This window comes from Rhodanobacter sp. B04, assembly GCF_002001125.1.
GTDB lineage: Bacteria > Pseudomonadota > Gammaproteobacteria > Xanthomonadales > Rhodanobacteraceae > Rhodanobacter.
Window position 1 is genome coordinate 1 of sequence record NZ_MUNV01000022.1, and the last position, 22,178, is coordinate 22,178.

At 64.5% G+C, this 22,178-nt stretch carries 17 protein-coding genes; 14 read left to right on the forward strand and 3 right to left on the reverse strand.

Features of this window, described 5'->3' with window-relative positions:
- Positions 1-341 precede the first annotated feature (341 nt).
- The gene (locus tag B0E46_RS14410) at positions 342-908 is read left to right on the forward strand and encodes a TIGR00645 family protein (protein ID WP_077556497.1); all 567 of its coding nucleotides are present in this window, start codon (positions 342-344) and stop codon (positions 906-908) included.
- Positions 909-979: 71 nt separating this feature from the next.
- A complete protein-coding gene (glpK, locus tag B0E46_RS14415; protein ID WP_077556473.1) occupies positions 980-2,479 on the forward strand; it encodes a glycerol kinase GlpK in 1,500 nt (499 codons plus the stop codon).
- A 52-nt stretch (positions 2,480-2,531) separates the two neighbouring features.
- On the opposite strand, the gene B0E46_RS14420 is transcribed toward glpK, so the two are convergent.
- The gene (locus tag B0E46_RS14420; protein WP_077556474.1) at positions 2,532-3,467 is read right to left on the reverse strand and encodes a carbohydrate kinase family protein; all 936 of its coding nucleotides are present in this window, start codon (positions 3,465-3,467) and stop codon (positions 2,532-2,534) included.
- Between the two features lie 274 nt (positions 3,468-3,741).
- On the opposite strand from B0E46_RS14420, the gene B0E46_RS14425 reads away from it, so the two are divergent.
- The 12 genes from B0E46_RS14425 (at position 3,742) to B0E46_RS14480 (ending at position 16,993) form a co-directional block, all read left to right on the forward strand.
- Entirely contained in the window at positions 3,742-4,788 is a 1,047-nt protein-coding gene (locus B0E46_RS14425) for a rod shape-determining protein (RefSeq protein ID WP_077556475.1), read from the forward strand.
- A 9-nt stretch (positions 4,789-4,797) separates the two neighbouring features.
- Positions 4,798-5,775: a rod shape-determining protein MreC gene (mreC, locus tag B0E46_RS14430; RefSeq protein WP_077556476.1), complete on the forward strand. Its 978-nt coding sequence runs from the start codon at positions 4,798-4,800 to the stop codon at positions 5,773-5,775.
- Positions 5,772-6,257, forward strand: a complete 486-nt coding sequence (mreD, locus tag B0E46_RS14435) for a rod shape-determining protein MreD (RefSeq protein ID WP_077556477.1) — start codon at positions 5,772-5,774, stop codon at positions 6,255-6,257. The genes mreC and mreD overlap by 4 nt, the downstream gene beginning before the upstream one ends.
- A gap of 4 nt (positions 6,258-6,261) precedes the next feature.
- The gene (gene mrdA / locus B0E46_RS14440; RefSeq protein ID WP_077556478.1) at positions 6,262-8,262 is read left to right on the forward strand and encodes a penicillin-binding protein 2; all 2,001 of its coding nucleotides are present in this window, start codon (positions 6,262-6,264) and stop codon (positions 8,260-8,262) included.
- A complete protein-coding gene (gene rodA, locus B0E46_RS14445) occupies positions 8,259-9,374 on the forward strand; it encodes a rod shape-determining protein RodA (RefSeq protein WP_077556479.1) in 1,116 nt (371 codons plus the stop codon). The genes mrdA and rodA overlap by 4 nt, the downstream gene beginning before the upstream one ends.
- A gap of 111 nt (positions 9,375-9,485) precedes the next feature.
- On the forward strand, positions 9,486-10,496 hold the full coding sequence (gene mltB, locus B0E46_RS14450; protein ID WP_077556480.1) for a lytic murein transglycosylase B: 1,011 nt from the start codon (positions 9,486-9,488) through the stop codon (positions 10,494-10,496).
- The gene (locus B0E46_RS14455; RefSeq protein ID WP_077556481.1) at positions 10,493-11,404 is read left to right on the forward strand and encodes a septal ring lytic transglycosylase RlpA family protein; all 912 of its coding nucleotides are present in this window, start codon (positions 10,493-10,495) and stop codon (positions 11,402-11,404) included. The genes mltB and B0E46_RS14455 overlap by 4 nt, the downstream gene beginning before the upstream one ends.
- A 72-nt stretch (positions 11,405-11,476) precedes the next feature.
- The gene (locus B0E46_RS14460) at positions 11,477-12,721 is read left to right on the forward strand and encodes a D-alanyl-D-alanine carboxypeptidase family protein (RefSeq protein ID WP_077556482.1); all 1,245 of its coding nucleotides are present in this window, start codon (positions 11,477-11,479) and stop codon (positions 12,719-12,721) included.
- On the forward strand, positions 12,721-13,011 hold the full coding sequence (locus tag B0E46_RS14465; RefSeq protein WP_077556483.1) for a DUF493 family protein: 291 nt from the start codon (positions 12,721-12,723) through the stop codon (positions 13,009-13,011). The genes B0E46_RS14460 and B0E46_RS14465 overlap by 1 nt, the downstream gene beginning before the upstream one ends.
- A 48-nt stretch (positions 13,012-13,059) precedes the next feature.
- Positions 13,060-13,737, forward strand: coding sequence for a lipoyl(octanoyl) transferase LipB (lipB, locus tag B0E46_RS14470; protein WP_077556484.1), 678 nt, complete (start codon positions 13,060-13,062; stop codon positions 13,735-13,737).
- The gene (gene lipA, locus B0E46_RS14475) at positions 13,737-14,741 is read left to right on the forward strand and encodes a lipoyl synthase (protein ID WP_077556485.1); all 1,005 of its coding nucleotides are present in this window, start codon (positions 13,737-13,739) and stop codon (positions 14,739-14,741) included. The genes lipB and lipA overlap by 1 nt, the downstream gene beginning before the upstream one ends.
- Positions 14,742-14,749: 8 nt before the next feature.
- Positions 14,750-16,993, forward strand: coding sequence for a carboxy terminal-processing peptidase (locus B0E46_RS14480; protein WP_077556486.1), 2,244 nt, complete (start codon positions 14,750-14,752; stop codon positions 16,991-16,993).
- 45 nt (positions 16,994-17,038) lie between these two features.
- On the opposite strand, the gene B0E46_RS14485 is transcribed toward B0E46_RS14480, so the two are convergent.
- Both B0E46_RS14485 and B0E46_RS14490 read right to left on the reverse strand, forming a co-directional pair.
- Entirely contained in the window at positions 17,039-18,889 is a 1,851-nt protein-coding gene (locus tag B0E46_RS14485) for a sulfotransferase (protein WP_077556487.1), read from the reverse strand.
- Between the two features lie 106 nt (positions 18,890-18,995).
- On the reverse strand, positions 18,996-21,896 hold the full coding sequence (locus B0E46_RS14490; RefSeq protein WP_077556488.1) for a TonB-dependent receptor: 2,901 nt from the start codon (positions 21,894-21,896) through the stop codon (positions 18,996-18,998).
- Positions 21,897-22,178 lie beyond the last annotated feature (282 nt).

A 22,178-nucleotide genomic window follows, 5' to 3' on the forward strand; every position in this document is an offset into this window, starting at 1 on the left:
AAACGGTGGGGGTTTTTTCTTGGCCGGCTCTACCGGCGCCGATCGACCGCTCGCTAGCAGCAACAGATCTCTGTCACGCAACTCATCCACGAAGGCCTTCCCACCCGGACAGGCCTTCGTCTTGGCGCATGCGCGTTGCACCTCTGCAAACAGATCGTCGCTTGATGCTGCACTCAAAAGACATCTCCGGCAGTAACGAAGTTGTTCGTCAGCTCGTGCCACGGTCGGGCGAGAATGCCTCGATGTAGTGTTGGGCGGATTGCCGCAATGGTGAGATGCGAGTGCGCAAATAATTGCGATGGCTGCTAGAATCGGCAGCCCTTTATTTGTTCCAGACGTACATGACGACTCCTCCGTCGAGCCGACTCGGCCCGCTGTCGTATCTGATCTTTTCATCGCGCTGGCTGCAGCTGCCGTTGTACCTGGGCTTGATCGTTGCCCAGGGCATCTATGTCGTGCAATTCCTGCGCGAGCTGTGGCATCTGGTGGAAACCACGTTGTTCCACAACGGCGTGGATGTGGCGGGAGGGGCAGAGAGCGCCGAGGCGACGATCATGCTCACCGTGCTCGGCCTGATCGATGTCGTGATGATTTCCAACCTGCTGGTGATGGTGATCGTGGGCGGCTACGAGACGTTTGTCTCGCGCCTGCGGCTCGAAGGCCATCCGGACCAGCCGGAATGGCTGTCGCACGTAAATGCCACGGTGCTGAAAGTGAAGCTGGCCATGGCGATCATCGGTATCTCCTCGATTCATCTGCTCGCCACGTTCATCAAGGCGCGCGGCATGGACGGCGAAACCATCATGTGGCAGATCCTGCTGCATCTGACCTTCGTGGTTTCCGCAATGGCGCTTGCGTATATCGACAGGCTGACTCAACCCGGCGGCAGACACCTTGAGGCGCACTGATCGCCCGTGATATCGGCCTGTTGCTACTCTGTACGGACGCATCCTTGTTGCGGACGGTATAGGGGCAGCAGGTGGATCAAGGCTACATACTGGCGATAGATCAGGGCACGACCAGTTCACGCGCAATGCTGTTCGATCGCGTCGGTGGAGTCGTCGGAACGGCGCAACGCGAGTTCAGGCAGATTTTCCCGCAGCCAGGCTGGGTCGAACACGACCCGCACGAAATCCTGGTCAGCGTGCTCGCGACGATCGCCGAAGTGCTGGCGTCGGCACGACTCGATGCCGCCGCACTGGCAGGGATCGGCATTACCAATCAGCGTGAGACCACGGTGGTGTGGGACCGCCATACCGGTCAGCCGCTATACAACGCAATCGTGTGGCAATCGCGACAGAGCCTGACGGTCTGCGAGCGTCTCGAGGCGGACGGTTATGCGCCGCTGGTGCGTGAAAGGACCGGGTTGCTGATCGACGCCTATTTCTCCGGCAGCAAGATCCGCTGGATCCTCGATCATGTCGATGGTGCGCGCGCACGGGCTGCGCGCGGCGACCTGCTGTTCGGGACGATCGACAGCTGGCTGATCTGGAACCTCAGCGGCGGCCTGCTGCACGTCACCGATGTCAGCAATGCCGCCCGTACGCTGCTGTTCGATATTCATCGGCGATGCTGGGACGATGAGCTGCTGCGCATGCTTGATGTGCCACGCTGCATGCTGCCGCAGGTGCGCTCAAGCAGCGAGATTTACGGGTACACGGCAGCCCTGCCAGGTCTTGCCGCCGGCGTGCCGATCAGTGGAATGGCCGGCGACCAGCAGGCGGCATTGTTCGGGCAGGCCTGTTTCGAGCCAGGCATGGCCAAGAATACCTATGGCACCGGCTGCTTCATGTTGATGAACACCGGCGAGCAGGCCATGCCATCGCGGCATGGCCTGCTGACCACGATCGCATGGGAACTGGAGGGCAAGCTCGAGTACGCGCTTGAGGGCAGCATCTTCGTTGCCGGCTCCGTGGTGCAATGGCTACGCGATGGCTTGCGTATGCTGGAGCAGGCCTGCGATTCGCAGGCCATGGCGCACAGCGTGTCGTCCACGGAGGGTGTTTACCTGGTGCCGGCCTTCGTCGGACTGGGGGCGCCGTACTGGCGTAGTGATGTGCGTGGCGCGATGTTCGGCCTGTCGCGGGGCACCACGAAGGAACACGTGGTGCGTGCGGCGCTCGAATCGATGGCCTACCAGTCGCGCGACGTGCTGGCTGCGATGGAGGCGGACGCCGGTATTCCCCTGCAGGAGCTGCGGGCCGATGGCGGGGCCATTGCGAACGACTTCATGGCACAGTTCCAGAGCGACATGCTCGGCGTGCCCGTGTTGCGTCCGCGCGTGGCGGAAACCACGGCGCTGGGCGCCGCCTATCTGGCAGGGCTGGCTGTAGGTTTCTGGGAGAGTCGGGCGCAGATCGCCGGGCTTTGGCAGATGGATCGCTGTTTCCGGCCGGTGATGGACGAGCCGGTGCGCGAGCGCCTGTATCGTGGCTGGCAGGATGCGGTGCATGCGACCATCGGTTTCCGGGTCGACTGATGCAACAAGGCTCCCGCTGAGGGAGCCTTGGGTGCGGGCCTGGAGGCAACGATCAATCCAGCGCGTAGCCGAACTGGTCCAGGAACTCCGCGGCAAAATCGGCATAGCTGAAACGCTGATTCTGGGTGCCCGGATGCTCCACCTTCAATGCGCCCATCAACGAGGCCATGCGGCCTACGGTCGGCCAGTCCTTGCCGCGCATGATGCCGAAGATCAGGCCCGCGCGATAAGCATCGCCACAACCGGTAGGGTCGACGATGCGACGCTCGCGCGCTGGCGGAATCTGGTACGTCTCGCCTTCGGCATGGATGATCGAACCGCGCGGACCCTGGGTCACGATATAGGCCTTCACCCGTCCCGCGATCTCGTCGGCGCTCCAGCCCGTACGGGTCTGCAGCAGCTGTGACTCGTAGTCGTTGACGATCACATAAGTCGATTTTTCGATCATGGCGCGGAATTCGTCGCCGCTGAACAACGGCATCGCCTGGCCCGGATCGAAGATGAACGGCACGCCGCGCGCAGCGAACTCATCCACATGCTGCAGCATGGCTTCACGGCCATCGGGCGCGACGATCGCAAAATCGATCTGCGGAATGTCGCGCACGTGGTTTTCCTGTGCACTGGACATGGCGCCGGGGTGGAATGCGGTGATCTGGTTATTGTCCAGGTCGGTGGTGATGAAGCACTGCGGGGTGAACTGGTCTTCGAATTCGCGCACACATTCGAGCCGGATGCCGCATTGCTCCATGTGCTTGCGATAGGGCGCGAAGTCCTGGCCCACGGCCGCCACCGGCAGCGGATCGCCGCCGAGCAGCTTGAGGTTGTAGGCGATGTTGCCCGCGCAACCGCCGAACTCGCGGCGCATCCGCGGCACCAGAAACGACACATTCAGGATGTGCATCTGATCAGGCAGGATGTGGTTCTTGAACTGGTCCTGGAACACCATGATGGTGTCGTAGGCCAGCGATCCGCAGATGACGGCAGACATGATGTGCGGGAGCCCCCGGGCAAGGTGAAAGGTCGCGACAGCCGCGCTCGGCCCGAAGCCGAACCGGTAGTTCCGGCCAAAAGGTGGAATCGTACCGTCATCCGGCTGCGTTGGCGACTTCTTGCGCCCTCGCGCAGTTCATCCGTCGAGGTGAAAAACGCGCATATCGTCGTGTTGTAGAAGGATTTCTTAACGTTATTGTCCTTGCGCATGCGGGCTACGCTGACTAGACTGGCGAGCTTACTTTTTAGCCAGGCCGGACCACGGCGGACCCATGTTCAAGAAGTTTCGCGGGATCTTTTCCAACGACGTCTCCATCGACCTCGGCACAGCCAACACGCTGATCTATGTACGTGGACAGGGCATTGTGCTGAATGAGCCGTCGGTGGTGGCGATTCGTCAGGACCGTGGCCCTGGTGGTCCGCGCACGATCGCCGCGGTCGGCACCGATGCCAAGCGCATGCTCGGTCGCACGCCGGGCAACATCGCCACGGTGCGCCCGATGAAGGACGGCGTGATCGCCGACTTCACCATGACCGAGGCGATGCTGCAGCACTTCATCAAGCAGGTGCACAAGTCGCGTTTCCTGCGGCCGAGTCCGCGCGTGCTGGTCTGCGTGCCGTGCGGTTCGACCCAGGTCGAGCGCCGCGCGATCAAGGAATCGGCCGAGGGTGCCGGTGCGCGCGATGTGTTCCTGATCGAGGAGCCGATGGCCGCCGCGATCGGTGCCGGCATTCCGGTGCACGAGGCGCGTGGCGCAATGGTGCTGGACATCGGCGGCGGCACCTCCGAGGTGGCGGTGATCTCGCTCAACGGCATCGTCTACTCGCAATCGGTGCGCGTCGGTGGCGACCGTTTCGACGAGGCGATCATCAACTATGTGCGCCGCAACCACGGCACCCTGATCGGCGAGTCCACCGCCGAGCGGATCAAGCTGGAGATCGGCTGCGCTTTCCCGCAGACCAACGTGAAGGAGATCGAGATCTCCGGCCGCAACCTCGCCGAGGGCGTGCCGCGCATGTTCACGATCAACTCCAACGAAATCCTCGAGGCGCTGCACGAGCCGCTTGCCGGCATCGTGGCGGCGGTCAAGTCGGCGCTGGAACAGACGCCGCCGGAACTGTGCTCGGACGTCGCCGAACGCGGCATCGTGCTGACCGGCGGTGGTGCCTTGCTGCGCGACCTGGATCGCCTGATCTCCGAGGAGACCGGCCTGCACGTGCAGGTGGCGGATGATCCGCTGACCTGCGTGGCACGTGGCGGTGGCAAGGCGCTGGAGCTGATTGATCAGCACGGCAGCGATTTCTTCGCGCCCGAATAAGGCGCGGCCATGGCGCGCGCGCGCGATGAGTCCTCGCCGCTGTTCGCCGGCAATGCAGCCGGCACGCTTCGGCTGATTGTCTATCTCGCATTGGCCGTGGTGCTGATGGTGCTCGACCAGCGCAACGGCTGGCTGTGGCGTCTGCGCTATACCGCGGCGGCCGTGGTGGAACCGGTGTATCGGCTGGCTGGCCTGCCTGCGGCCGGCGTACGCACCATGAGTGTGGCGTTTGCCGACCGTCAGCGTCTCACCGAACAGAACCAGCGTCTGCGCGAGGATCTGCTGCTGGCCAATGCCAAGCTCAATCGCATGTCGGCAGTGGCTGAGCAGAACCAGCGCCTGAAGGAATTGCTCGACACCCAGCGCAGCCTCGAACTGAACGTGCAATTGGCGCGTGTGATCGACGTGGACCTGGGTGCGTATCGCTACCAGCTGACCTTGAACCTCGGTGCGCGTGACGGCGTGAAGGCAGGCCAGCCGGTGATCGATGCGCATGGCGTGATGGGGCAGGTCAAGGAAGTGCTGCCGACCACCGCCGTGGTGATGCTGGTGACCGATCCGGCCCATGCGATCCCGGTGGTGATCGAGCGCTCCGGTCTGCGCACGGTGGCCTATGGCTCGCGCGACGGCAATCAGCTGACCCTGCCGAACATTCCCTTGGCGGCCGATGTGCGTGCCGGCGACCGCCTGCTGACCTCCGGACTTGGCGGGCGTTTCCCGCCGGGTTTTCCGGTGGGCGAGATCCGTTCGGTGGCTCCGGCCAGCACCGGCATGTTCCAGGTGGCGCAAGCACAGCCTGCGGCGGATATCGATCGCAGCGAAGACGTGCTGCTGCTGCACGACCAGGCCGAGCCGGATGGGCCGCCGGCCCCGGTGAAGCCGATGGGGCCGCCGCGCGATCTCACGCCCGCGGCTGGCGACCTGCCTGCCTCGCCGGCTGTTGCAAAACCTGCCACGCCGGCTACGACGCGGGGAACGCAGCCATGAACCGGCAACGCCTGAGCCTGTGGTGGTTCGCCGGTACCTTGCTGTTTGCGCTGCTGTCGATGCTGGTGCCGCTGCCTGGCGCCCTGGAGCCGTTCAAGCCGTATTGGCCGGCGCTGTTCCTGCTGTACTGGTCGCTGGAGTCCGAGGATCGGGTCAGCCTGGGCCTGGCGTTCGCCATCGGCCTGGCCGCCGACGTGCTCAATGGCGTGGTGCTGGGCGAACAGGCCTTGCGCTTGTGCGCGCTGGTCTTCATCGCGTTGCGCTTCCGCTCGCGCCTGCGCTTCTTTCCGATGTGGCAACAGACGCTCGCCGTACTGGCCCTGCTGCTGAACGACCGCATCCTGCTGCTGATCGTGCGCATGCTGGCGGGTGGCACGCTACCCCCGGCGAGCTGGTGGATTTCGCCGTTTGTCGGCGCCGCGCTGTGGCCGTTCCTGTTCCTGCTGCTTGACGACCTGCGCGCGCGCCTGCGCATTCAGTAGACCGATGAAGATCCGGCGATCGATCAAGGACACCCGCGGCGAAAGCGCCTTGTTCCGGCGTCGCGCGTTGGCGGGTTTCGTGTTGATCCTGCTCGGCCTGTGCCTGCTGGTCAGCCGCTACATGCAGCTGCAGGTGACGCGCTACGACGAGTTCGTCACCCGCTCGACCAACAACAGCGTCAAGCCGCGGGTGATCCCGCCGGCACGCGGGTTGATCTACGACCGCAACGGCGTCCTGCTGGCCGACAATGTTCCGGCGTTCCGGCTCGAGGTGGTGCCCGACAAGATCACCGACATGCCGGCCCTGCTGACCGAGCTTGGCAAGGTGGTGCCGCTGGGTCAGGACGACCTGGACGCGTTCAAGAAGCAGCTCAGGCAAAGCCGGCGCTTCGACAGCGTGCCGCTGAAGATGCGCCTGACCGAGGACGAGATCGATCGTTTCGCAGTGAACCGCTGGCGCTTTCCCGGCGTCGATGTAGTGCCTTACCTGACCCGACGCTATCCGTTGGGCGGACTGTTCGCGCATGTCGTGGGTTATGTCAGTCGCATCGATGCCGATGACCTCGAGCGGCTCGATCCGGTGCGTTACAAGGGCACCAGCCATGTCGGCCGCACCGGTATCGAGCGATCCTACGAGGATGTGCTGCACGGCACGCCAGGCTACGAGCTGGTCGAGGTGAACGCCGATGGACGCACCCAGCGTGTATTGCAGACCCATCCGCCGATACCCGGCAGGAACCTTTACCTGAGCATCGACGCGCGCGTGCAAAAAGCCGCCGAAGCGGCGTTTGATGGCCGACCCGGCGCCGCGGTGGCGATCGACCCGCGCAATGGCCAGGTGCTGGCGATGGTCAGTGTCCCCACGTTCGATCCCAACCTGTTCGTCAATGGCATCAGTCAGGCCGATTACAGCGGATTGACCAACGATCCGGCCAAGCCGCTGGTCAACCGCGCGATGAAAGGCGTCTATCCGCCCGGATCCACGGTGAAGCCGTTCCTTGCGCTGGGCGGACTCGAGTATGGCGTGCGCCGGCCCGGGGATACCGTGCTTTCCACGGGCGAGTTCTGCCTGCCCGGACATGGCGGCGGCAACTCGACGGGGCGGGGAGGTTGCTATCGTGACGATACCCGTGGCGGCGACGGCACGGTGAACATGGTGCGCGCGATCGAGAAGTCGACCAACACGTATTTCTACCGACTGGCGCTCGACCTGGGCATCGACCGGTTGAGTGCCTGGATGAGTCGTTTCAGCTTCGGCGGCAAGACCGGCATCGACCTGCTCGGTGAATCCGAAGGCGTGCTGCCGTCGCGCGAATGGAAGGCCAAACACAGCAAGTTCGGCTGGTTTCCCGGCGAAACCGTGATCGCCGGTATCGGGCAAGGCTACTGGGCGGTGACCCCATTGCAGCTCGGTCATGCCGTGGCCACCCTGGCCGGCCACGGCGTGCCCTACCAGCCGCGGCTGGTGATGGCCAGCAAGGCGGTTGCCGAAGCACAGCCGCAGCCGCTGCCCAATCCGCCCACCGGTCCATCGCTGATCAGCAAGGATTCCGACTGGAGCGTGATCAACGAAGGCATGCGGGCAGTGATCACCAGCGGTACCGGCAAGGGGCTGAACGACGGCTTTCCGTACCTGATCGCCGGCAAGAGCGGTACCGCCGAGCGCTTCTCGCGGACGTCGGACGCCTACAACACCAACAAGAACACCGCGTATCTGGCGACGCGCCACCGTGCATGGTTCGAGGCCTACACTCCGGCGGACGATCCGCAGATCGCTGCCGCTGTCGTCCTCGAGGCTGGCGCGTGGGGTGCGCAGGACGCGGGGCCGATCGTGCGCAAGATCTTCGACGCGTGGGTCGTGTTTGCCAAGGGAGGCCCGCCGCCGGTGGATGTGCCGTTGCCCAAGCCGGCGACGCCGCCTGGCAATGAAGCGGCACCTGATCAAGCGGTTCCTGCCGAGGACGTTCCGGCGGACGCATCCAGCAGCGACGGGACGACACCATGATCGAGACCATCCATGCCCGCTTCAGCCGCTTCCTGCGCCGCACGCTTACCCGGCCGCGGATCGATCTGCCGTTGGCCATCGGCTTGTTCGCACTGGCCGCGGTCGGGCTGATCACGCTCTACAGCGCCGGCGATGACAACATGGCGCTGGTCGGTGGCCAGGCCGGCCGCTTCGTGCTGGGGGGCGTGCTGCTGCTGCTGATCTCGCGTATCCCGCCATCGACCTTGCGCAGCTGGACACCGTGGCTGTATGCCGGCAGCACCGCGTTGCTGGTGGTGGTGGCGGTGCTTGGCGAAGGGCGCGGTGCCAATCGCTGGCTGAACCTGGGCGTGATGCGCTTTCAGCCGTCCGAACTGCTCAAGCTGACGATGCCGATGATGGTGGCCTGGTACCTGCATCCGCGCCAGCTGCCGCCGAGCTGGAAAGACATGGCCGTGGTCGGCCTGCTGATCGCGATTCCCGCCGGATTGATCGCCAAGCAACCGGACCTGGGCACGGCCCTGCTGGTGACGGGCGCCGGGGCGTTCGCACTGTTCCTGTCCGGCATGGCGTGGTGGCGCATCGGCCTGCTGATCGGCGCGGTCGGCGGCATGATTCCGGTCGGCTGGCATTTCCTGCACCAGTACCAGCGCGATCGCGTGCTGACCCTGCTCAATCCGGAATCCGACCCGCTCGGCAACGGCTGGCACATCATCCAGTCGCAGATCGCGGTGGGCTCCGGGGGCGTGTTCGGCAAGGGCTGGCAGCACAGCACGCAGTCGCGGCTGGACTTCCTGCCCGAGCACACCACCGACTTCATCTTCGCGGTGTTCTCCGAGGAGTTCGGCCTGATCGGCGTGATCGGCATCATGCTGCTGTACGCCTTCATCATCGGCCGCTGCCTGTGGATCGCGATGGAAGCGCGCGATACCTACTCGCGCCTGCTCGCCGGCGCGATCGGCATGAGCTTCTTCGTCTACGTGTTCGTCAACGGCGGCATGGTTGCCGGCATGCTGCCGGTGGTCGGCGTGCCGATGCCGATGATCAGTTACGGCGGCACCTCGGCGGTGTCGCTGCTGGTCGGTTTCGGCGTGCTGATGTCGATCCACGCCAACCGCAAGATGCACGAATGAACGCGCTGCCACTGGTTGTTCAGTGAATGGCCCGCGGCAGGACAGGCTTGCCGTGGCGTGCGTGTTAGGCTTTCGACGAAGCCATCACACCTGTCCTGCGAAGCACTCTTCATGACCGTCCTGTTCACGTCGCGCCCGGTTCGTCTGTTCGTCGTCCTGAGCCTGTTCGTGGTGGGCATGCCGGCCCCGGCGCTGGCGGCGACGCATCCAGGTCAAGCCGAACTGGTGAGTGAAGTGGCGCGCGATACCGGCAAGAGCCCGCAGGCACTGAATGCCTTGCTCGATGGCGCAAAAATGCAGCAGAGCATCCTCGATGCGATCAGCCGCCCGGCCGAAGGCAAGCCATGGAAGGACTACCGGCCGATCTTCATCACCGACCAGCGCATCAACGACGGCATCGCGTTCTATCGCGAGCACCGCGCGCTGCTTGAGCAGATCGGCCGGCAGTATGGCGTGGCGCCGGAATACCTGGTGGCGATCGTCGGCGTGGAAACCAGCTACGGCCGCAACACCGGCAAGTACAAGGTGCTCGATGCGCTGGTCACACTGGGCCTGTACTACCCGCCGCGCGCGAAGTTTTTCCGCGAGCAGCTGAAGGAGCTGCTGGAAATGCCGGACAACCATCTGGCCGGGCCGATCGATACGCTCACCGGCTCGTATGCCGGCGCGCAGGGCTGGGGTCAGTTCATGCCCACCAGCATCCGCGATTTTGCGGTGGACGCGGACGGGGACGGCCGCATCGATCTGCGGAATTCGCTGCCTGACATCTTCGCCAGCGTGGCGAACTACTTCGTGAAGCACGGCTGGGTCAGCGGCGATCCGGTGGCGATCCGCGCGCAGCCGGATGCGGCGGCTGCAGATGTGGTCGTGCAGGACGCCTCGCCGCAGTGGCCGCTGGAGCAGCTCGAGGCGTGGGGTTATGCGCCGCTGCAGAGGATGAATCCGGGGCAGCCGAGCAGCTTGCAGACGCTCGAAGGCGCCAATGGGCGGGAGTACTGGTTCACCTTCCAGAATTTCTACGTGATCACCCGTTACAACCGCAGCCCGCTCTACGCGATGGCGGTCAACCAGCTGGCGCAGGCGATCGCCGCCGGCGTGGACCAGCCGGACATCGCGCGATGAAGAAGCTGCATGTGGCCGCGATGCTGACAGCAGTGTGCTTGCTGGCAGGTTGCAGCGGTGCGAAGCCGAAACCGTCGCATGGCGGCAGCATGTCGGGGCAGTCCCGGACGGCGTCTTCCTCCAGCCGCGGCGACGGTTTCCGCGACGATCTCAGCCAGCCGCAGAGCAGCCGCTATCGCGACAGCAGCGACAGCGTGCCGGGTGGGCCGCCGCCGGACATCAGCAAGCTGGTCGAACCGGTGCCGAAGGTCGAGCCGCGCGCACGATACGGCAACAATTCGCCGTATACCGTGCTCGGGCAGACATATCGCGTACTGCCCAGCGCGCGCGGCTACGACGAGCGCGGGATCGCCTCGTTCTACGGCAACAAGTTCCACGGCTACAAGACGTCCAGCCTGGAAACCTACGACATGTACGCGTTCACCGCCGCCAGCAAGACACTGCCGTTGCCGAGTTATGCGCGTGTCACCAACCTGCAGAACGGCAAGAGCGTGATCGTGCGGGTCAACGACCGCGGCCCGTTCCACGAGGATCGGGTGATCGACCTGTCCTATGCGGCGGCGGTGAAGATCGGCGTCTGGCCCAAGGGCACCGGGCTGGTCGAGGTGCGCGGCATCGATCCGGGCGAGCCGGCGCAGGAACTGCCGCCGCCGGTGGCGGTCTCAAGCGGACAGCCCGGAATCTATCTGCAGGTGGGTGCGTTTTCCGATGCGGACAATGCCGAGCGGGTGGCCGAACGCCTGCGTCAGGCCCGGCTTGGCGAGGTGCAGGTGACCGAGACCGAAGTCAACGGCCGCCACGTGCGCCGCGTGCGGGTCGGACCGCTGGCGGATGTGGACAGTGCCGACCGGGTCAGTGCCCAGATCGAGGGCATGGGCCTGCCCAGGCCGCAGGTCGCGGTAGACTGAGCGGGTTTGTTTCAATATTTACACCTTGCGGGCAGCTGTCATGCCGGCATCAAGACTGGACTGAAGACCACGATGAATTTTTTCCGCCGCACCCTGATCCCGTTTGCCGCTGCCGCGCTGCTGCTCGGTGTTGCCGTCGCCCAGACACCGGCGCCGACCCCGCCGCGGCCATCGCCGGTGCCACGCCCGGTGGTGCCTGACGCGCCGGTGCCGCCGCCGCCGGATGTCGACGGCAAGAGCTGGGTGCTGATGGACTACGCCACCGGCCAGATCCTGGCCAGCAAGGAACCCGACCTGCGCGTGGAGCCGGCCTCGATCACCAAGATCATGACCGACTACGTGGTCTCGGCCGAGGTCGGCAACGGCAAGATCCACATGACCGATCCGGTCACCATCAGCGAGAACGCGTGGCGCGGCGGAGGCGCCGGCACCGACGGCTCCACCAGCTTCCTCAAGCTCAACAGCCAGGTGCCGCTGAAGGATCTGCTGTACGGCCTGATCATCCAGTCCGGCAACGACGCCGCGATTGCGCTGGCCGAACATTCCGCCGGCTCGGAACAGGCGTTTGCCGGCCTGATGAACGCGTATGCCAAGCAGCTAGGCATGGTCAACTCGAACTTCGAGAACGCCTCCGGCTACCCGATCGCCAACCACTACACCACGGCTCACGACGTGGCGATCCTGTCGCGTGCGCTGATCCATGATTTCCCCGAGGACTATGCGATCTCCGCGATCAAGGAGTTCGAGTGGAACGGCATCAAGCAGCACAACCGCAACACCCTGCTGTGGCGCGACCCGAGCGTGGACGGCATCAAGACCGGACACACCGCGGCGGCGGGCTACTGCCTGGCGGCCTCGGCCAAGCAGGGCGACTCGCGCATGATCGCGATCGTGATGGGCGCCAGCAGCGAGAAGGCGCGCGCCGACTCGGCGATGGCCCTGCTCAACTACGGTTTCCGTTTCTACGAGACGCACAAGCTGTATGACGCCGGCAAGCCGCAGGCCACGCCGCGGTTGTGGAAGGGCCAGGCCAACCAGCTGCCGATCGGCGTCGCCGACGACGTGCGGGTCACGGTCAAGCGCGGCGACTACGACAAGCTCAAGGCCACCATGGACATTCCGGCCACGCTGATCGCCCCGTTCAAGAAGGGGCAGCAGGTCGGTACGCTGCGCATCACGCTGGCCGGCCAGCCGGTGCAGACCGTGCCGCTGGTCGCGCTGGACGATGCGCCGCAGGGTGGCTTCTTCTCGCGCCTGTGGGATTCCATCCTGTTGTGGTTCCATAGCGACAAGAAGGCAGACACGGACGCGAAGTGATGCACGAGATCGACTTCAGCAAGGCCAAGCAGGAAGGCATGGGGTTCCAGTTCCCCGGTGACTTCGAGATCACCGCGGTCGGGCCAAGCAGTGCCAATCTGCCGGTTCGCGTACCGCAACTGCTGGAGCGGGCCGGGCTGCGCGTGCTGCACGAGAGCGTGCGGCATCGCCATTCCGCCGCCGGCAACTTCGTGTCGGTCACGGTGAGTTTCCATTGCGAGATGCGCGAGCAGTACGACGCGGCACATGTCGCGCTGCGCGCCGATCCGGACATCCGCTACACGATGTAGCTCGTCGCCTGCCGCGAGCCACAGCCATCCCCGTCTCAAGGTTCCTGCATGTCACTGCCGTTGAAGATCCGTCGCCTTGGTCGCCAGCCGTACGAGCCGGTGTGGCAGGCGATGAGCGCGTTCACCGACAACCGCACGGCGGACACGGTCGACGAGCTGTGGTTGCTGGAGCACGATCCGGTGTTCACGCTGGGCCAGGCCGGCAAGATGGAACACGTGCTGGCGCCCGGCAACATTCCGGTGGTGCCGGTGGATCGCGGCGGCCAGGTGACCTACCACGGCCCGGGCCAGATCGTCGGCTATCCGCTGATCGACCTGCGCCGGGTCGGCGTCGGGGTGCGCGAGCTGGTCAGCAAGATCGAGCAGTCGATCATCGATACCCTTGCGCACTGGCGCATCGACGCCGAGCGGCTGCAAGGCGCACCCGGTGTCTATGTCGGCGGTGCCAAGGTGGCTGCCCTGGGGCTGCGCGTGCGCCGCGGCTGCAGTTTCCATGGGCTGGCCTTCAACGTGGACATGGATCTGGAGCCCTATCACCGCATCAACCCCTGCGGCTACAAGGGTTTGGCGGTCACGCAAGTGTTAGACTTGGGCGGTCCGTCGCGACTGGCGGACGTCGAGGATGTACTGATTGGCGAATTCTGCCGACAGTTCGGCTTCGATGCCGAGCCGGCCGCTGCTGTCCTACCCGAACTCCCCGCCCGCGCAGCGATCCAGGCTTCCTGATGAGCGATACCTCCACTTCTCCGTCCCGCAGCATTCCGATCAGCGTCGTCGCCGGTACGCCCGAAAAGCAGCTGGGCAACGACAAGATCGCGCTGAACCGTGCGGGCTTCGACACCGCCATTCCCGTGCTGCGCAAGCCCAGCTGGATCCGCGTGCGACTGCCGCAGGGCAACGCCGTGCAGCAGCTGAAGGCACGCCTGCGCGAGAACGCGCTGGTGACCGTATGCGAAGAGGCGTCCTGCCCGAACATCCACGAGTGCTTCAGCAAGGGCACCGCCACCTTCATGATCCTCGGTGAGGTATGCACCCGCCGCTGCTCGTTCTGCGACGTGGCGCATGGCCGTCCCGCCGCGCCCGATCCGCTGGAGCCGGCACGCCTGGCCGAGACCATCCGCGACATGCGCCTGCGCTACGTGGTGATCACTTCGGTCGATCGCGACGACCTGCGCGACGGCGGTGCCGAACATTTCGCCGCGTGCATCCGTGCGACGCGCCATGCCAGCCCGAGCATCAAGATCGAGATCCTGACGCCGGACTTCCGCGGCAAGGGCCGCATGGAACGTGCGCTGGAAGTGCTGAAGGATTTCCCGCCGGACGTGTTCAACCACAACCTGGAAACCGTGCCGCACCTGTATCGCGAAGTGCGACCGGGCGCCGACTACCAGTGGTCGCTGGACCTGCTCAAGCGCTTCAAGGCGCAGCATCCGGAGGTGCCGACCAAGTCCGGCATCATGCTCGGCCTGGGCGAGACCCTGGAGCAGGTGCTGGAGACCATGCGCGACTTGCGTGCGCACGACGTCGAGATGATCACGATCGGCCAGTACCTGCAGCCCACGCCGCATCACCACCCGGTGGTGCGCTACTGGACGCCCGAAGAATTCGAGGCACTGCGCGAAGCCGGTGAGGCGATGGGTTTCCATCACGTCGCCTCCGGTCCGCTGGTGCGCTCGTCCTATCACGCCGACCTGCAGGCCCATGCAGCCGGTGTCACCGAGTCAGTCTGAGAACCTACATGAAATTTCGCCCCGCGCTGGTTTTTCTGCTTGCCTTCACCGCGACCTGTGCCTTCGCACAGTCGGCGGCCGATCTCGGTGCCGGCACAGGCAACCGCAAGGCGGCCAGTTGGCCGCTCAAGCCCACCACCGCCGAGGCGCAGGCCGCGCAGATGTCGGCGAGCTTCCTGACCCGATTCCATTACGATGCGCAGCCGCTCGACGATGCGATGTCGGCGCGGATCTACACTGCCTATTTCAAGCTGCTCGACAGCGAGAAGGTGTTTTTCACCCAGGTCGACATGGCCAGGTTCGCACCGCTGAAGACCAAGCTCGATGACGCGATCTGGAACCAGGATCTGTCCGCGCCGTTCTCGATCTTCAACCTGTATGTGCAGCGCGCGGTCGAGCGCATGAACTATGCGCGCAGCCTGCTCAAGCAGGGTTTCGATTTCTCCGCCGACGAGAGCTACACGTTCGATCGCAAGAATGCCGACTGGCCGAAGGATCAGGCCGCGCTGGACGATCTGTGGCGCAAGCGCACGATGAACGACTGGCTGCGCCTGAAGCTGGCGGGCAAGGACGATGCCGAGATCCGCAAGACGCTGGACAAGCGCTATGCCGGCTACATCGAGCGGGTGCGCCAGCTGGATGGCCAGGACGCGTTCCAGACCTTCATGACCGCCTATGCCGAGACCACCGATCCGCACACCGATTATCTCGGGCCGCGTGCGGCGGAGAACTTCGACATTGCGATGAAACTGTCGCTGGAAGGCATCGGTGCGCAGCTGGAGTCGCGCGACGACTACACCATGATCGCCAAGCTGGTGCCGGGTGGCCCGGCGATCAAGTCGAACAAGTTCAAGCCGGGCGACCGCATTCTCGCGGTGGGCCAGGGCGAGAATGGTCCGCTGGTCGACGTAGTCGGCTGGCGCATCGACGATGTGACCAAGCTGATTCGCGGCAAGAAGGGCACGGTCGTGCGGCTGGAGATGCTTCCGACCGATGCCGGCCAGGACGGCAAGCACGAACTGATCACCCTGGTGCGCGACAAGATCAACCTCGAGGACGCCGCGGCCAGCAAGAAGATCATCGATATCAAGGATGGCGGCGTCACCCGCAAGATCGGCGTGATCAACCTGCCCTCGTTCTATTCCGACTTCGGCGCGCGCAGCGAAGGCGACAAGGACTTCAAGAGCACCACCCGCGACGTGGCCAAGCTGCTCGGCGAGCTGAAGGCGGCTGGCGTGCAGGGCGTGGTGGTGGATCTGCGCAACAATGGCGGCGGCTCATTGGCCGAGGCCATTTCGATGACTGGTCTGTTCATCGACAAGGGCCCGGTGGTGCAGGTGCGCAACTCGCGCGGGCATGTCGAGGTGCAGGGCAACGACGATTCGGGCATGGTGTGGAGCGGACCGCTGGCCGTGCTGGTCAATCGCGGCTCGGCTTCGGCTTCGGAGATCTTCGCCGCGGCGATCCAGGACTACCATCGCGGCCTGATCATCGGCGAGCCCACCTTCGGCAAGGGCACCGTGCAGAACCTGGTGGATCTGGACCGCATCGCCAACAACAACAGCGAGAAGCCGCAGTACGGCGAGCTGAAGATGACCATCCAGGAGTTCTTCCGCATCAATGGCGGCTCCACCCAGCTGAAGGGAGTGACGCCGGATATCGCGTTCCCGAAAAACGGCGACGACAAGGATTTCGGCGAATCCACCTACGACAACGCGCTGAAGTGGACGCAGATCGCGCCGGCCGACTACCAGCCGGTGGCCGACCTCAATGCCTACCTGCCGCAGCTGCAGCAAATGCATGACACGCGCGTGGCGAAGTCGCCGGCCTGGAAACTGATGCTCGACGAGCTGGCGCAGTACAAGATCATGCGCGACAAGACCTCGATCTCGCTGAACTTCGCCACCCGCGAAGCCGAGCGCAAGCAGCAGGACGCATTGCAGACCGAGTTCCGCAACCGGCACAAGGCGATCGACGGCACCGATGCGGCCCTGGCCGACGAGGACAGTGCGCTGGACGACGGCCTCGATGCGAACGAGCGCAGCCTGAAGAGCGAGCTCAAGCAGGAAAAGGACGCGAAGAAGGCGAAGGACGTTGAGCTCAACGAGACGGCACACATCCTGTTCGACGCAATCGGCCTGATCAAGGCCGATCCAAAACTGGCCGCCGAAGTGCTGCCGTATGGCGGCAAGTTCAGCATGACGGCGATGGCCGGCGCGCCGGCGAGTGCTTCGTCGACGGAAATGCACTGAGCCACCCAGGCAATACGAAAAGGCAGCGCATTCGCGCTGCTTTTTTTATGCGGTGTAGCCGAGCTGGTCGATCAACGGGCGCAACAGGGGAAGCACCGGTTCGAAATGTTCGCGGTAGGCATGCCAGCGGTTGACCGCCCCGGGGTTGATGCCCTGGATCACCTGGGCGTAGCTTGGCGTGCTGATGAAGCGCTTGTTGCGCGCGTGTTCGGCGAAGCGCGCCATGGGCGAGGCGTCGGCGACTTCGAGGAACTGCCCCAGCCGCGCGACGTGATCGTCAAACTGGCTGACCACCGACTCGTAGCGCCACTCCAGCACGCGTGGCGCGAACACTTCCACGTGCCGTTGCCAGTGCTCGAAGGCCTGCACATATCCGCGTGCCAGGCGCTGCAGCGACGAACACAGCACCATGAAGGCCGGTGAGCGGAACGACTGCATGTAGCAGCTGAGCAGCACGTCGCATGGATGGCGCAGGCACAGGATGATGCGCGCCTGCGGGAACAGCCGCATGATCATCGGCAGGCACAGCATGTTGAGCGGATTCTTGTCCACCAGCCGATGCTGGCCGAGGTCGGGCACGATCTGTGCGACCCGGCGGAAGTACACCGCGCGCAGTTGATCCGCTTCGCTCGCGCTGAGGCTGGCCAGGTCGGCAGGATAGTGCTGGCCGGTCATTTCCATGCCCTCGATCAGGTCATGGATGAAGGCGCGCTCGTCCATCGAGCGGAAATCGGGGTGTGCATCCAGCATCTGCTCCAACAGGGTCGTACCCGAGCGCGGAAAGCCGACCACGAAAACAGGCTGGTGCCGATCGGCCAGAGTAGGCAACGGTTTCCATCCCCGGTAGGCCGTGTGGTCGACATGGTGATGGGTCATCTGCAAGGGCATGCTGTCCGGCTGCATCAGCTCCGGCACGATGGCTTGGGCAATATTCAGCTGGGCGGCATGGGCGGTCTGCAACGCCGGCCATACCTCGCCGTGTCGACCCATCCGGCTGCTGGCCGCGGCCAGGCCAAAGGCGGCGCTGGCGCGGTGCTGGTCATCGAGGGTGAGCGCAAGCACCCGGCGATAGAGCGCCGCGGCGGCAGCGTAGTCGGCGTCGCGCATGGCCAGTGCAGCGTGTGCGCTCCAGCCTTCTGCGCGCGCATCGTCGCCCGGTGGCAGCTGGTCGAGAACCTCCAGTGGCAACTGCTGCAGTTCCTGGCGCGCGCGATCGAGCTGGTTGCTGCGTTCGTGGAGTACCGACCGCTGGGCGGCGATGCGCAGCCGCATGATCCCGGCTGCCGCTCCATCGGGTAGCTGCGCACGGGCCAGCGTGCCGAGCGCGATTTCAAGTTCGCCCTGGGCGGACAGCATCGCGGCAAGGGTCAGCGCCTGTTCGCCCGACTGGGCCGGCCAGCCGGCGGCGCCGGCCAGCATGGCCTGCTGGCCCTCGTTGTCGCCACCGACGTAGCAGGCGTGTGCGGCCTGCAGGCGGGCTTCGATGAACTGTGGCGACAGATGTACCGCATCCATCAGTGCCTGCCGGGCCAGCACCCAACGCCGTTGCTGCAGATGCAGCAGGCCGAGGTTGTAGTGCAGTTCGGCATCGTCCGGCGCCAGCGAGAGCGCCGTCAGGAACGCGTGCTCGGCTGCGGCCATGTCGCCGTCCTGGCGGCAGGCGAGCCCTAGATTGTTCCAGTACGCGGACACCTGCGGCCGCATGCGCGTCAGTGCCCCGAACGCGCTTGCTGCCTGCCGGTAGCGCGCGCAGGCGTATCGGGCGAGACCGAGCCAAAGCAGGGCCGGTTCGTCCGTTTCAGTCGCGCCTTCGCCGAGGGCGATGACTCGCTCCATGTCGCCAGCACCGTAGGCGCTGCTCATCGCCTCGGCGAGGCTGTGGGTGGGTGCGGGCATGCCTTTCCGATCGATTGTCTGCCGGCCTTCATTATGCAAGAGGGGTCGCGGGAATATCTCGCGACCCCTCCGGGTTGTCGTGGAACTTCCCAGCCGGTTCAGCCGATCAGAACTTCACCGTGGCACGCGCCCAGTAGTAGCGGCCGATCGTGTCGTAGGTGGAGGCATCCACGTTGTAGTTCGTGCCGTTCTGATAGACCAGCGGCGGTATCTTGTCGCTGAGGTTGTCCACGCCGACATCGATCCGGGTATGCCACGACGGGACCTCATAGCCAAGCTGGATCGAGTGATACAGCACCGAGGCCATCGGAAGGTTGACGCCGGGGATGGCGGCATCCGCATTCACGTTGGTCAGGTGATTGATGTAGCGCGTCTGCCACTGCGCGCTCCAGTTGCCCAGCGTCCAGTTGAACGTGAGCGTGCCGCGCCAACGCGTCATGTTGCCGAATTGCTGGGTGAAGGTACCGGCATAGTTGACCGTGTGCGCGCCCGGCTGGCCGGGCGTGGCGTCGTTGTTGTAGGTGGAGAGATAAGTGCTGGCGAAGCCTGCCTTGAAGTCGCCTGGATTCACGCTGCCAAGATCGAAATGCGGGATCTTGTAGTTCAGCGTGAAGTCGACGCCGCTGGTGCTGAGGTTGCCCAGGTTGACCACCGGCGTGTCGATCACATTGATCTGGCCCGCCAGCTGGGTGTTGCTGCCGTAGCGGCTGATCAACGAGCAATACGGGCTGCTGTTGTTGGCAAAGCAGCTGTCGACCACCGTCGTGGCGGAAATCGGCGTCAGCAGGTCACTCAGGTAGATGTGCCAGAAGTCGACGCTGGTGGACAGGCCCTCTGCCCAGCTGGGGTTGTAGACCAGGCCGAAATCAATCGATTTGCCCTGTTCCGGCTTGAGCGACTGACCGACCGTGCTGGCGCCCGAGTAATACGTGTTGACCTGTTGATTGGTGTTCACCCAGCCGACGGGAACGGACTGGCAGGCGGCGGCATGCTGCGCGAGCTGGGCCGCCGTGAGGCCGACGCAGGGATCGTTCAAGTTCGGCTGGACCAGGGTGATGCCGTCATAGAGTTCATCCAGATTGGGCGCGCGGAATACCTGGGTCACCGTGCCGCGGACCAGCAGGTCGGCGATCGGCCGCCACTCGACGGCGATCTTGCCGTTGGTGGTCGAGCCGCTGCTGTCGTAGTCGGACGCGCGCACGCCAAGGTCGAGATTCAACGAATACGCTCCCGGTAGCTGCGACAGCAGCGGGATCAGCGATTCGGCATAGATCTCCTTGACGTTGTCGCTGCCGCGGCCCGGCGAACCGCAGCCCTCCTGCAATATCTGGCATTTGCCGGTGGCGAGGTCGAGCACGGCATCGGGGGTAACCGTGTAATTCATCGTCTGCTCGCGGTACAGCGCGCCTACGGCCAGCTGCATGGCACCTGCCGGCAGGTCCCACAGTTCGCCATTGGCGTCGAACTGCACCTGCTTCGTGGCATTGGTGAACACGTACACTGGATCGTCGACCAGGCCTTTCAACGCGGCCGTCTGGTTGGCCTGGTCGAAGATGTTCACGCCACTGTTGATCGCCGCCTGGAAGTCGGCGATGTTGAGTTCGTTGTAATCGCGCTGCGTGCGGTTGGCATGGCCATAGTCGATCGAGGCATCCCAGTTCCAGCTGCTCTGGCCGAACATGCCGCGCAGGCCGGTGTTGACCTGCACGTTCTGGGTGTCATAGGTGTGCAGACGGTTACCGGCCCCGGTCAGTCGGGTATTGAAACCATAGCCGCCATTCGGATCGTTCGGGTTTGCCGGATCGGTGCCGAAGGTGATGCCGAACGGGTTGATCGGATTGCTGGCCGCCACGTACCAGCCGTCGCTGTTGGCCGAGGTCGGCGCAGGTGCGTCCTGGCCGCTCGACTGGGTATGGTTGAAGAACGCATTCGCGAAGAAGGTCAGGTTGCTGGTGAGGTTGTAGCTGCCGAGCACGAAGGCGTCGGTGCGCTGTTGCTGGGTCTGGATGTAGTTGTACGTGTTGTAGTTGTACGCATCCGAAGGGTAGTGGTCGCAGCGGTAATCGCTTTGGCTCGATCCGTTGCCCTGCGCCAGCGTGATGAGGGATGTCCCGTTATTGCTGGTGCAGCCGTATTGGCTGCCGATCGACGCGGGTACCTGGATCTTGCCGGTCGGGATGGTGCTGGAACCGGAAGAGGTGAGCGCGCCGCTGGACAGGTACAGCGGATGCGAAGAGAACTTGCGCTGGCTGGCCAGCGCGGCGTCGTACTTGTTGTAGTCGAGGCCGCCGACGATGTTGTAGTTGTCGCCGCTCATGCCGCCGGTCAGGCTGATGCCGTGCCGCTGGCCGTCGCCATGGCTTGAGATGCCGTCGTTGATGCTGGCTTCGACGCCCTTGTAGTCCTTGCGCAGGATGAAGTTGACCACGCCGCCGATCGCGTCGGAGCCATACACCGTCGAGGCGCCCTCGGCCAGCACGTCGACCCGCTCGATCATGTTCTGCGGGATCATGTTGACATCGGCATTGGCCATGCGCTGGCCGTCGATCAGGACCAGGGTGCGGTTGACGCCCAGGCCGCGCAACGAGATGCGCGCGGCACCATCGCCGCCCTCCAGTGTCGGGCTGGCGACGCCGCCGCCGTTGGTGTTGTTCTGGGTGTTGGTCGCGTTGCCGGAGATGCTGGGTAGTGCCTGCAGCACATTGCCCATGGTCGGATTGCCGGCATTGGTGATCGCTGCGCGATCCACCATCGTCACCGGACTGGACGTCTCGGCGTCGACGCGCCGGATCAGCGAGCCGGTGACGACGACCGCCTTCAAGGTCTTTGCGTTGCTCGTGGATGCCGCCTCCGGTTGAGCCTGGCCGTTGGCCGGAGCATTGCTTCCTGTCGCGGTGCCGGCTGCCTGGTCCTGCGCATGTACCCCGGCGCTGCCCAGTGACATGGTGGCGAAAAGTGCGCTGGACAGTGCCAGCGCGAGCCGGTTGTGAGGCAATACACGATGCATGAAGTTCTCCCCGATCTTGATGGATGGTCCGGGACTTCATGGTGGCAGCGCTTCCGGGCAGACACATCCAAACGAGCGCTTCATTGCGGCCCTCTCCCAAGGGCACACCTGCCGCCATGATCCGGTTTCGTGTGAGCTACTGCGATTGCAAACGTCGTGATCTGCCATTTCCCCCATGGCAAACAAACTGCTTGATCCTGGAGGTTAGTGGGTATCACCGGAGGAAAATGCAGATCGGTTAGCAGGATCACACGGGGCAGCAAAAAAAAATAGCGCCACGAC